Origin of the sequence: Sphingomonas sp. ERG5 (assembly GCF_000803065.1) — a bacterium.
Taxonomy (GTDB): Bacteria; Pseudomonadota; Alphaproteobacteria; order Sphingomonadales; family Sphingomonadaceae; genus Sphingomonas.
In genome coordinates, this window is record NZ_JSXI01000067.1 from 61345 (window position 1) to 73589 (window position 12245).

Genomic DNA, 12245 nt, shown 5'->3' on the forward strand with positions numbered 1-12245 from the left:
CTGTACCGTGCCCGCAAATCATAAAGCGGGGAGGACGGCAATGCGCAGAGTCTTGAAGATCGGCGCGCTTGGTCTCACCGCGCTTCTCGTCCTGATGGCGATCGGGCTGGCTGTGTGGGAACCGCTTCTCGCCGAGACGCCGGCACCGCCGCCAATGCACAATTATGCCAGCGTCATCGCGCGCGACACGTTCGGCGTACCGCACATCTTCGGCAAGACCGATGCGGATGTCGCCTATGGCGTGGCCTATGCGCATGCCGAGGATGATTTCTCGACGTTGCAGGAAGCGGTCGCCATGTCGCGCGGGCGACTTGGCGCGATGACTGGCGCGGATGGCGCAAAGGTCGATTATGCGCTGCACCTGCTCGGCGCCCGCGAGACGGTCGATCGCGACTATGCAAAACAACCCGCCGATGTCCGCGCGCTGCTCGACGGCTATGCATCCGGTTTGAACCGCTATGCCGAGCGGCATCCGGGCGAAGTGCGATTGTCCCGGCTCTTCCCGGTCGATGGACGCGATATTGCCACCGGCTTCGTGCTCAGGACGCCATTCTTCTTCGGGCTCGACCAAGTGCTGGGCGCCTTGTCCGGCGATACGCCATTGCCGAAGGAAAGCGCCGGGCCGACGCCGGATTCGCCCGATCCCGCGGCGATTCCGGCGGGTGCGCAGAGTGCCGGTGACGGCAATCAGAACGGATCGAATGCATTCATCGTCGCGCCCAGCCGGTCGGCTGACGGCTTCACGCGCCTCGTGTCGAACTCGCATCAGCCATGGCGTGGGCCAGTCACCTGGTATGAACTGGTTGTCCATTCCGGGCAGGGCTGGAATTTCGCCGGCGCGACTTTTCCGGGCGTGCCGTTCCCGGTGCTGGGACATAACGAGACGCTTGGCTGGACCAACACGGTCAACCGGCCCGACCTGACCGACGTCTATAAGCTGGTGCTCGATGCCGCCGGCACGCAGTACCGCTTCGACGGGAAATGGCTGCCGCTGCAACGGACGCGGGTGTGGCTGCATGTGAAGTTCGGACCGTTCGTGCTGCCAATCCCGAAGATGGTCTACCGCGCCGTGCAGGGGCCGGTCATCATCAACAAGAGCGGTGCGTTCGCGATGCGCTACGCCGGGGCCGATCAGGTGCGGATGATCGAGGAATATTATCGCCTGACCAGGGCGCGCGACTTTGCCGAATGGCAGAAGGCGCTGGCGATCCAGGGGGTCTCGGCGACCAATTTCCTCTATGGCGACGCCAAGGGGAACATCGCCTATTTCTACAATGCGAGCTTCCCCAACCGTAAGCCGGGATTCGACTATTCGACCGTGTTGCCGGGCGATACCTCACGCGACCTGATGGCGGGGACGGTGCCCTGGGCGCGGGTGCCGCGCAACGTGAACCCGGCATCGGGTTTCCTGATCAACGCCAACAACACGCCCTATCAGGCGGCGGGGGCAGGGTCGGAGATCAACCCAGGCGACTATTCGCCACTGCTCGGGATCGAGACCGACACCACCAATCGCGGCACGCGCGCGATCGAACTGATGGGCGCGAACCCATCGATCAGCCGTGCCGATCTGGAGCGGATCAAGTTCGACACCGGGGTGAGTAAGCTCAGCTGGGCGGCGAAATGGTATGCCGATCTCGCGGCGGTCGATGCGAAGGGCGATCGCGCCCTGGTCGACGCCAAGGCGCTGATGGCGAAATGGGACTGGAACTTCGACGGCAGGAACCCGGCCGATGCGTTGGCCGCGATCCTGTTGAGAGCGGGGCAGAAATGGCATTATCGCCGCGCGCCGCGACTCGATCCGCGCGAGGAACTGGGCAAGGCCGCTGCCTATTTGACCACGCATTTCGGGCGGATCGATCCGCCGCTCGGCACCGTGCTCAGATTGCGCCAGGGCAAGGTCGACTTGCCGCTGGATGGTGCGCCTGACGTGCTGCGCGCCGCGTCGACCTGGGACGAAGCGCCCGATGGGCGGCTGGTGGTCAACCATGGCGACAGTTTCGTGATGTTCGTCGAATGGGACAAGGGCGGGCGAGTCAGCTCCCGCTCGATTCAGCCCTATGGCGCAGCGACGACGCGGCCGGATTCGCCGCATTATGCCGACCAGGCGCCGTTGTTCGTTGCGCACAAGTTCAAACCGGTGCGCTTCGCGCCGGCGTCGCTGCGCGGCAATGTCGAGCGAGTCTATCGACCCTGACCGGAACGGATGGAAAGGACAGGCTGGTTCGATTGCACCGGATCGTTTCAGTGTTATTGTGTCACATAACGGTCTTAAGCCAAGGATTCTCCCCGATGACTGCCAAGATTTTCGCGCTTTCCGGCGTGGCGCTGTTCGCGCTCACAACCCCCGCACTCGCCGCGCCTGATGCTGCCGCGGCCGCCAAGCCCGCGCCGGTCGCCGATCTCGTCAAGCAAGTCGATATTCCGTACGAGGAATTCACGCTCAAGAACGGACTGCGCGTCATCATCCATACCGACCGCAAGGCGCCGGTCGTCGCGGTGTCGGTGTGGTATGACGTCGGCTCGAAGCATGAGCCCAAGGGCAAGACCGGCTTTGCCCATTTGTTCGAGCATCTGATGTTCAACGGCAGCGAGAATGCGCCGGGCGACTTCTTCGAGCCGCTGAAACAGATCGGCGCGACCGACTATAACGGCACCACCTGGTACGACCGGACCAATTATTTCGAGACGGTGCCGACCCCCGCACTGGAAAGCGCGCTGTTCCTCGAAAGCGACCGCATGGGCTATCTGCTCGGTGCGGTGACGCAGCATGTGCTCGATGTGCAGCGCGGCGTGGTGCAGAATGAGAAGCGCCAGGGCGACAATCAGCCTTATGGCCTGGTCGATTATGCCAAGACCGCGGCGTTGTTTCCCGCCGACCATCCTTACGGCCATGACACGATCGGATCGATGGCCGATCTCGATGCCGCGAGCCTGTCGGATGTGAAGAACTGGTTCCGCGACCATTATGGCGCGAACAATGCGATTATCGTCCTGGCAGGCGATGTCGACACGGCCACCGCGCGGCCGTTGATCGAGAAATATTTCGGCGCCATTCCTGCGGGCACCAAGACGGTCCGTCCCGCGGCACCGGTGCCGACTCTGCCCGCAGCCAAGGTCGAAGTGATGAAGGATCGGGTCGCGACGACCCGTATCATGCGGATCTGGGCCGTGCCGGGGCTCGACAACAAGGATGCAACGGCGCTCGACGTTGCCGCCGGCGTGCTTGGCGGACTGGCCAGTTCACGGCTCGACAATGCGCTGGTGCGCAAGGAGAAGCTTGCCGTGGCCGTGACGGCGGGCAACCAGACCTTTGCTCAGATCGGCACGTTCGAAGTCAGTGCCGATGTGCGTCCCGGAGTCGATCCGGCATTGGTCGCCAAGCGGCTTGACGAAATTGTTGCCGATTTCATCAAAAATGGCCCGACCGCCGATGAAGTGCAGCGCGTAACGACCGGCGAAGTCAGTGACCGTATCGAGGGGCTGGAATCAGTCGGCGGTTTTGGCGGCAAGGCCGTCGCCCTGGCGCAAGGTGCGCTCTATTCGGACGATGCGGGCTTCTACAAGAAGCAACTCGCGACGCTCGCGGCCGAGACGCCTGACAGCGTCAAGGCAGCGATGAAGACCTGGCTGACGCGACCGGTCTATGCGCTGACCGTCGAACCCGGCGCGCGCACCGCCTATGACGAGGCGAAGGCGCCCGAGGAAAAGGCTGATGTGGCGGAGGGCGCACCGTTCAAGGGCACGCGTGGCGATATGCCCGCAGTCGGCACGATTGCCGATCTCGATTTCCCCAAGGTCGAACGCGCCCGGCTCAGCAACGGCATCGAGCTGATCTATGCGCAGCGCAATGCCGTGCCGATCACGCGCGCGGTGATCAGCTTCGACGCCGGCGTCGCCGCCGACCCCGCGACCAAGCTCGGCACGCAGCAACTGACGCTCGGCATGCTCGACGAAGGCACGACGACCAGGGATTCGATCGCCATCGCCGAGGCGCGCGAGCGGCTCGGTGCGGAGATCGGTACCGGAGCGAGCCTCGACCGGACCTATTTGTCGCTCTCCGCGCCGAGCCCAAATCTTGGCGCGGCGCTCGATCTGTTCGCCGATGTGACGTTGAACCCGGCCTTCGCGCCCGATGAGGTGGCGCGGCTGAAGAACCAGCAACTGGCGGCGATCGCGTCGGAACTGACCAATCCCAGCGGGCTTGCCGGGCGCGCGTTGCCCAAGCTCGTTTATGGCCCGGCTTCGCCTTACGCCAAGTCATCGGGTCGCGGCGATCCGGTTGCGGTCGCGGCGCTGACGCGCGACGATCTGATCGCCTTCCAGCACGCCTGGCTGCGCCCGGAAAAGGCGAAGATCTTCGTGGTCAGCGATCGCCCACTCGCCGAGGTGAAGGTGGCGCTCGATCAACGCTTCGGCGGCTGGAAGGGCGTCGGTGCTGCCGGGGTCAAGAATTTCAGCGTGGTCTCCAAGCCATCGGCGCCGAAGATCCTGCTGATCGATCGCCCCGATTCGCCGCAATCGCTGATCCTTGGCGCCGCGCCCAACAGCCTCAAGGGCACCGCGGAACTGCTGCCGGTGATTACCGCCAATGACACGCTTGGCGGCAGCTTCCTGTCGCGGATCAACATGGATCTGCGCGAAGAGAAGCACTGGACCTATGGCGCTTCGGGTAATTTCAGCCGCTCGCAGAACGCCGCGCCCTATATCGTCTCGGCGCCGGTCCAGGCCGACAAGACCGGCGCGTCGATCGCCGCGATTCGCCAGCAAGTGGGTGAGTTCCTGACCACCAAGGGCCTGACCAAAGCGGAGTTCGACCGCACCATCACCGGCAAGACTCGCGAACTCGCCGGCAGCTTCGAAACCTCGGGCGATGTGCTGGGCGCGATGCAGACCAACGACCTCTACAAGCGCCCGGACGACTATTATGCCACGATCACGCAAAAATATCGTGCGATGACGCAGAGCCAGCTTGACGCTGCGGCACGCGCGACAATCGACCCCAAGAGCTTCATCTGGGTGGTGGTCGGCGACGCCAAGACGGTCCGCCCTCAGCTTGACAGCCTTGGGCTGCCGGTCGAGGTGGTGCCCGCCGCGTCCATCGCGGGCGTGAAGTGATCCACAGACCAACCAATCCGAGTTGAGGAGAGACGAAATGGCCGATGTTGATGGCACCTGGGATACCGTAGTGAAGTCGCCGCTAGGCGATCAGAAGGCCACGCTGGTCGTCAAGAGCGATGGCGCCGGCTGGACCGGCAGCAACACCGGCGCGCAGGGCTCGGTCGACATCACTGACGGCGTGCTCGATGGCAACACGCTGAAGTGGAAGATGAGCATTGTCGTGCCGATGCCGATGACGCTCGATTGCACCGCGACGGTCGATGGCGACACGATCTCCGGCAGCGTCGCTGCAGGCGCGTTCGGCAGCTTCCCGTTGACGGGAACGCGCGCCGCCTGATCGGCCGCTTACCGACGTGAATGAAGGGCTCGCCACCAATGTGGCGGGCCCTTTTTCATTGGCGCGGTCGATCCGGCTTGATCGACGAGAGCCAGATGACGTCAGGTAACTCTTCTTCGTCATACCCGCGAAAGCGGGTATCCCGCTGCCTTGCCCCGCACTGAGAAGAAGAAGCGGGATTCCCGCGGTCGCGGGAATGACCGGGTGGTTCAATCAAATGTCATCCCACCCTGATGCCGCTCTAGTCGCGCAGGAGCCGCGTGACATGGCCCATCTTGCGACCGAGGCGGGTTTCCTTGCCGTAGAGATGCAGATGCGCGCCGGGTTCGGCGAGGATTTCGGCCCAGCGATCGGCATCGTGGCCAATCAGGTTCTCCATCGCCACCTTGGCGGCGGTAAGGCCGGTATCGCCAAGCGGCAGGCCGCAGATCGCGCGGATATGGTTCTCGAACTGCGAACAGGCCGCGCCCTCGATCGTCCAGTGGCCGGAATTGTGCACGCGTGGCGCCATCTCGTTGAACACCGGGCCATCCGGACTGGCGAAGAACTCGCAGGCCAGGATGCCGGCATAGTCGAGCGTGTCGGCGATCCGGCCGGTGAGTGCCGCCGCTTCACTCCATTGTGCCGCGATCTCGGCCGGTGCCGGCAAGGTCGAGCGCGCCAGCACGCCGTCCTGATGCTCGTTCCAGGGCGGAGGATAGCTGACCATCGACCCATTGGGTGACCGTGCGAGCAGGATCGAGAATTCATGGCTGAAGGTCACGAACCCTTCGAGGATCGCCGGGCGCTGGCCAATCGCTTGCCACGCCTGTTCGGCGTCGGCGGGAGAGGTGAGCCGTACCTGGCCCTTGCCGTCATAGCCCAGCCGCAGCGTCTTGAGGATCGCCGGACAGCCGATCGTGTCGATCGCCGCCTTCAGCTCATCGAGCGTCGCCACCGCGGCCCAGGGCGCGGTACGGCCGCCGATCTTCCCGACGAACGCCTTTTCCACCGCACGGTCCTGCGCGACCCCGAGCGCGCCCGGCGCGGGATGCACCGGCACTTTGGCGGCGAGATACTCGACCGGTTCGAGCGCGATGTTCTCGAACTCATAGGTCACCACGTCGCAGGCGGCGGCGAATTCGTCGAGCACGATACGGCTGTGATAATCGGCGCGGGTGAAGCTCGACGCCGTCTGTGCCGCGACGCTCTCGGCATCGGGGGCGAGCACGCGCGTATGATAGCCGAGCTGGGCCGCGGCGACCGCGAGCATCCGCCCGAGCTGGCCGCCGCCGAGGATGCCGATGGTGGAACCGGGCGGAAGCACCGTCATGCCGGGTCGGTCGCCACGTTATCGGTCTGTGCCGCGCGCCAGGCCTGGAGCCGCTCGCTCAAGGCGGTATCGCCGAGCGCGAGGATCGATGCCGCGAGCAGGCCGGCATTGATTGCGCCGGCCTTGCCGATCGCCAGCGTGCCGACGGGGACGCCGCCGGGCATCTGGACGATCGAATACAGGCTGTCCACGCCCTTCAACGCGGCGCTTTCCACCGGTACGCCGAGCACCGGCAAATGCGTCATCGATGCCGCCATGCCCGGCAGATGCGCCGCGCCGCCCGCGCCGGCGATAACGACCTTCAGGCCGCGTCCGGCGGCGCCGGTGGCATAGTCGTAAAGGCGCTGTGGGGTGCGGTGCGCGGAAACGACCTTGGTTTCATGCGGTACGCCAAGCGTGTCGAGGATGGCGGCGGCATGGCGCATCGTCTCCCAATCGGAGGTGCTGCCCATGATGATGCCGATGAGTGGCGTATCCGCCATATCCATGCCCCGTCCCAAAGGAGCGGCCTGACTAGCGGCGGGATCGGGGGAGGGCAACCGTGCACGCAAGGCGCGCCCGGACTTGTCCATATTCGCGCTGGACAGGAGATGAGCGCTGCCCCGGCGAAGCCTTGCCCATGTAAAGCCAGCCGCGGAACAAGTCCGAATGGCGGATAGGGCCTAGCGCTCGTTCAGATAATAGCGGTCGGTCGCGTTCAGCGCGTCGTCCAGTTGGTAGACGATCGGCTGGCCGGTGGGGATTTCCAGCGCGGTGATCTCGTCGTCGGGGATGTTCGACAGATGCTTGACCAGCGCGCGCAGCGAATTGCCGTGCGCGGAGATCAGCACGCGCTGCCCGGCCCTGAGCGCGGGGGCGATGCGGCCATCCCAATAGGGCAGGACGCGCGCGATCGTGTCCTTCAGGCTTTCGGTCGAGGGAATGGCGATGCCGGCATAGCGGCGGTCCTGCGACAGGTCATACTCGCTGCCCGCTTCGAGCACCGGTGGCGGGATGTCGAAGCTGCGGCGCCAGGCATGCACCTGCTCGTCGCCGTGCAGCGCTGCGGTCTCGGCCTTGTTCAGGCCGGTCAGCCCGCCATAATGCCGTTCGTTGAGCCGCCAGTCCTTCTCGACCGGCAGCCACAGCCGGCCCATTTCCTCAAGCGCGAGATTGAGCGTCTTGATCGCGCGCGTTTGCAGCGAGGTGAAGGTCTGATCGAAATCCAGGCCCTTTTCGGCCATCAGCCGACCGGCGGCGCGCGCTTCCTCCGCGCCCTTTTCGGTGACATCGACATCCCACCAGCCAGTGAAGCGGTTTTCGAGGTTCCACGACGACTGGCCGTGGCGGATCAGGACGAGTATGGGCATGGCGTTCCTTCGGGCGTCGTCCTGAAATCGTTCAGGCCGCGCAGGGGCGCTGAAACAAGCTCAGCACGACGGCGTCAATGGGTCAGAGCGTGTCGATCATGGCCGCGAGAACCTCAAGGCATGAATGCGCGAGCTTCTTGCTGCGCGCCGCCGACCAGCCGAACTCGGCATCGGCGTTCGCATCATGGTCCTTGAACGGCATCTCGAGCGTCATGCCGAGGGCGCCGAAGCGTTCGGCAACCTGATTGGTCGACATGCTGAGATTGGCGCTGCCCGGGCCCGATTTGCCATAACCGAGTTCGGTCTGGAAATCGGCGGTATGGGCGGCGAGGCGGCGGCCAAAATCGTAGAATTTCTCGCCCAGCGCGTCGGTCCAGGACGGAATCCCCTCGAACCCGGCGATGAAGTTCGCCGGTATCGCTTCGTCGCCATGCACGTCCATGGCGAAATCAACGCCCGTGGCATCCATCGCATCGCGCACGCACAACACTTCGGGGCTGCGCTCGACCGAGGGCTCATGCCATTCGCGGTTGAGGTTCACGCCCACCGCATTGGTGCGCAAATGCCCGCGGAACGTCCCGTCGGGGTTCATGTTGGGCACGATGTGGAAGGTCGCCCTGGACAGCAAGTCGGCGGTCACCGGGTCGGTCGTGTCGGTCAGCCGCTCCAGCGCGCCCTCCATCCACCATTCGGCCATCGATTCGCCGGGATGCTGGCGGGCATAGAGCCAGGCCTGCTTCGGCCCGCGCCCGATCGTCAGGCAATCGATCGCCCGTCCATCGATCGTGGTGCCGAGCTGACGGTGCGTCATGCCGGGCTTGAGCGCCATGCGCGCGATCAGCGCATCATGCCGTTCCATCGTATAGGGCGCGAAATAGGCGAACCAGACCAGGTCGGTTTCGCCGGCCCAGTCGAATTCGAGCACGCTGCCGGCATAGCGGGTCGGCGATTGCCGCCAGGTCTCGCGATCGGTCGAGACGCGCACCTTGTAATCGGGCCAGCCGCCCGGATAGGCCGAATCGCCGGTGTTGAGGATGCGGAAGCTGAGCGTGCGCCCCTTCGCCCCCGCGACGCGGAAATAGAACCATTGATAGAAATCGGACTGGTGATCCTTGACGATCTCCAGGTCGATTCGGTCACCCTCAATGGCGATCACGCGGATGTTGCCGCCGTCAAAGGCGGCGTTGATGGCGATGCTGGCCGGGGTCGGCGTTGGGGTCGAGCTCATTTGACCGTGATAGTGCGGCCCGATTCTCCCGGAAAGCCCCGGAACAGCGCATTGGCCAATTTACCTGCCGCGACATTCGCCTGGGCATCGACCGCGCGCACGTCCGCGCCGGTCTGGGCACGGCCTTCCCAGATCACCGTTCCGTCGCTGCGGCGGCGAATCTGCACCGACAATTCGGTCAGGATGATTTCACGCGACTTGGGCTTGCCGATCGGGAAGGAGATGCCGCCGCCCAGGCTGACTCCGCCGCCACGATAGCCGCCGCCGCCCACGCCGCCGCCCAGGCCGATCGACACCGGCGAACGCGCTGGCCCGACATCCTGCGCGGTGCGCGTAAAGCCGACCACCGCGAGATATTGCGCGGTGACGCCCTGGGCCGGGGTGGTGAAGCCAGCCTGGAGCAGTTCGGTTTCAACCGCCGCGGCATAGGTCTTGAATTCGATGCTCGCCGCGCCGCCGCCGGCGAGCGGCTCGACCGCAAGCGAGCCATGCTCGAGCGGCGCACCGAGATGGAAGCGCGTGACCTCGACCGGGCCACTTGCCGTCGTCGTGGTACAGGCGCCCAAAGAGGATGCCGCCAGCGCGATCGCCAGTCCATATGCCACGTTCTTCATGTGCGCGCCTCTTAAGTCGATTGTTGCATGTGTGTAACGCTTCACCGCCCCTTGCCGGTTCCCCCGCCAGTTTCCGGGCCGGTTCGCCTTGACTTGGGCGGCAGCCGACTATAGGCGCTCACGTCTTTCCGGCACCACCAGAATCGAAGAAGTTTCGACATGAAGATTCGCAATTCCCTGAAGTCCCTCAAGGACCGTCATCGCGACAACCGCGTGATCCGTCGTCGCGGGCGCACATATGTCATCAACAAGACGAACCGCCGCTTCAAGGCCCGCCAGGGCTAATTGACGAGCGGGCCGGTCGCCGTCGTCTTCGACGTCGGCAACGTCCTTTACGATTGGGACCCCCGGGTTCCTTACGGGCGCCTGATCAAGGATGATCGGGCGCTCGATGCGTTCCTGCGCGATGTCGCGACCAGGGAATGGCATTTCCAGCACGACGCCGGCCGCCCTTTCGCGGAGACATCGGCGGAGTTGAGCGCACAATATCCCGACCATGCCGACATGATCGCGCTGTGGGGGCCGCAGTTCCACGAACAGATTCCGCACATGCTGCCGGGCATGCAGGCGCTGGTCGAGGAACTCGATGCGGCGGGCGTGCCGCTCTATGCGATCACCAATTTTTCGGGCGAGTTCTGGCCGCCCTTCCGCGACCGCGAGGCGGCGATCTTCGACCGGTTCCGCAGCATCGTTGTTTCGGGCGACGAGAAGCTGACCAAGCCCGACGCCGCGATCTACCATCTCGCGCTGGAGCGATTCGGCCTGCGCGGCGACGAAGTGGTGTTCGTCGATGATCGCGACGAGAATGTCGTCGGCGCGACGGATGTCGGGATGGGCGCGCTGCTGTTCACCGATGCCGCGACATTGCGTGCCGACCTGGTGAGGCTCGGCCTGCTCGCCTGATTGGGATTTTCCCGGTTATTTTCCTCGAACAGGGAATTGCCACTTCCTGCCGGAGTGTCGCTCCAGGAGAGTCACTCTTCAGGTCAGCCGTAACCGGTAGAGCGCTCAGCGCGCTATAGGTCAGCCAGAACCACGACCACCGGACCATGATCCGATATCATCGGAATATGGGTGCCGACTGGTCCTTTCAGCAATTTCCGGACATCCTCCAGCGTCTGCGTGGAGGAAGGCGCTGCGTTGACAGTGACGATATGATCGCCCGCCTTCAGGCCTGCCGCATCGGCCGGGCTGCCCTTGGCGACGAACGCGATCGCGAATGCCTGGTCGCTTCGTTCGAGGCGCAGGCCCGAGCGATCGGCGAGATCGGGCTGGCCCCAATCGGCGTTGGGCTGGAAATATATCTGCTTGCGCGGGTAATCGAAAAAGATCGTGAACTGACGCAATACGCCAAAACCGATATTGCCGGCGGTATCCTTGCGCGCGGATGTGCCAGCCCTTTGTTGCGAGAGGAACGTCACCGGGCGTTTCGCGGTCGCGGTGCCGAGATCGAGCAGTTCGGCGCGTGCCAGCAGGGCGTAGACCGGACCGCCGATGCCGCGGGCGGACATCACCCGCGTCCTGGCATGATAATGGGTCGCCAGATCATGGTCGGTGACGAACGGCGCCGACAGCGTCAACGACCCGGTGCTGCCGGTATCGATCGTGAAGCGCCCATCGATGCCATCGACCTTGCCATCGATCTGCGGTGTTCTGCCCCGAAAGGAGAGCCGGGCGGGCGCTGCCGGCCCGGTATAGCGGGCATCCTTGCCGGTATAGAGGGTGAGCGTCGCGCCGGCATAGTCGAGCCGCACGGGGAATCGGTCGAGCACTTCGAATCCGATCAGGCCATCGACTGGCACCTCGTCGGACGCGCCGGGGGGCAGGTCCAGCACGTAGAAGGTCTGGTTCGCCAGCGTGACGCCGCCCAGCTGGAGTGAGTCCACCATCGTGGAACCGGCCGCTTGAGTCCCGCCCGTGCCCGTCACATCGACATTGTTGCGAACCGGAAGACCGAGGCGCTTTGCGGCTTCGGGGGTCAGGACGTTCGATGCACCTGTGTCGAACAGGAAATGGAAGGGGCCTTTGCCGTTTATCTCGACATCGACATACACATGGCCTGATCGCACCCGGATCGGAATTTCGATCCCCGAAGACCCGGCTATGCCGTCCGCGCGCGCCTCGGCAACGATGGCGGGCACGAGCAGGAGAACCGCCGCGACCATGGCAAGCCGGAAGATGTGACGCGGCGAGATCATATCCGGGCAATCCCCTGGCGGATCGCCGGTCGGCGACCTTCTGCGTTCAGGCGCACATTATCGACCACCGGCATTGCATCACGCTT

At 64.5% G+C, this 12245-nt stretch carries 11 protein-coding genes; 5 read left to right on the top strand and 6 right to left on the bottom strand.

What is annotated here, in order from left to right:
• Window positions 1-40: 40 nt before the first annotated feature.
• From OO12_RS21790 to OO12_RS21800, 3 genes are all read left to right on the top strand, one after another.
• A complete protein-coding gene (locus OO12_RS21790; RefSeq protein WP_034160859.1) occupies window positions 41-2197 on the top strand; it encodes a penicillin acylase family protein in 2157 nt (718 codons plus the stop codon).
• A 95-nt stretch (window positions 2198-2292) separates the two neighbouring features.
• Entirely contained in the window at window positions 2293-5118 is a 2826-nt protein-coding gene (locus OO12_RS21795) for a M16 family metallopeptidase (RefSeq protein WP_034160860.1), read from the top strand.
• A gap of 37 nt (window positions 5119-5155) precedes the next feature.
• A complete protein-coding gene (locus tag OO12_RS21800) occupies window positions 5156-5458 on the top strand; it encodes a hypothetical protein (protein WP_034160861.1) in 303 nt (100 codons plus the stop codon).
• 241 nt (window positions 5459-5699) lie between these two features.
• On the opposite strand, the gene OO12_RS21805 is transcribed toward OO12_RS21800, so the two are convergent.
• The 5 genes from OO12_RS21805 to OO12_RS21825 form a co-directional block, all read right to left on the bottom strand.
• On the bottom strand, window positions 5700-6770 hold the full coding sequence (locus OO12_RS21805; RefSeq protein WP_034160862.1) for a 5-(carboxyamino)imidazole ribonucleotide synthase: 1071 nt from the start codon (window positions 6768-6770) through the stop codon (window positions 5700-5702).
• Entirely contained in the window at window positions 6767-7252 is a 486-nt protein-coding gene (gene purE / locus OO12_RS21810) for a 5-(carboxyamino)imidazole ribonucleotide mutase (protein ID WP_034160916.1), read from the bottom strand. Before purE ends, OO12_RS21805 begins: the two co-directional genes overlap by 4 nt.
• 180 nt (window positions 7253-7432) lie before the next feature.
• Window positions 7433-8119: a 2,3-diphosphoglycerate-dependent phosphoglycerate mutase gene (gene gpmA / locus OO12_RS21815; protein WP_034160863.1), complete on the bottom strand. Its 687-nt coding sequence runs from the start codon at window positions 8117-8119 to the stop codon at window positions 7433-7435.
• 82 nt (window positions 8120-8201) lie between these two features.
• Window positions 8202-9347, bottom strand: coding sequence for a M14 family metallopeptidase (locus OO12_RS21820; protein ID WP_034160864.1), 1146 nt, complete (start codon window positions 9345-9347; stop codon window positions 8202-8204).
• Complete coding sequence (locus tag OO12_RS21825) at window positions 9344-9961, bottom strand: DUF4136 domain-containing protein (RefSeq protein WP_034160865.1); 618 nt, start codon at window positions 9959-9961, stop codon at window positions 9344-9346. Before OO12_RS21825 ends, OO12_RS21820 begins: the two co-directional genes overlap by 4 nt.
• A gap of 159 nt (window positions 9962-10120) precedes the next feature.
• On the opposite strand from OO12_RS21825, the gene ykgO reads away from it, so the two are divergent.
• Together ykgO and OO12_RS21835 are read left to right on the top strand one after the other, a co-directional pair.
• Window positions 10121-10246 (top strand): type B 50S ribosomal protein L36, encoded by a 126-nt coding sequence (gene ykgO, locus OO12_RS21830; RefSeq protein WP_003046794.1) that lies wholly within the window; start codon window positions 10121-10123, stop codon window positions 10244-10246.
• Complete coding sequence (locus OO12_RS21835; RefSeq protein WP_034160866.1) at window positions 10247-10864, top strand: HAD family hydrolase; 618 nt, start codon at window positions 10247-10249, stop codon at window positions 10862-10864.
• Between the two features lie 113 nt (window positions 10865-10977).
• Here the strand turns inward: OO12_RS21835 and OO12_RS21840 are convergent, their stop codons facing one another.
• The gene (locus OO12_RS21840) at window positions 10978-12159 is read right to left on the bottom strand and encodes an aspartyl protease family protein (RefSeq protein WP_052216161.1); all 1182 of its coding nucleotides are present in this window, start codon (window positions 12157-12159) and stop codon (window positions 10978-10980) included.
• Window positions 12160-12245 lie beyond the last annotated feature (86 nt).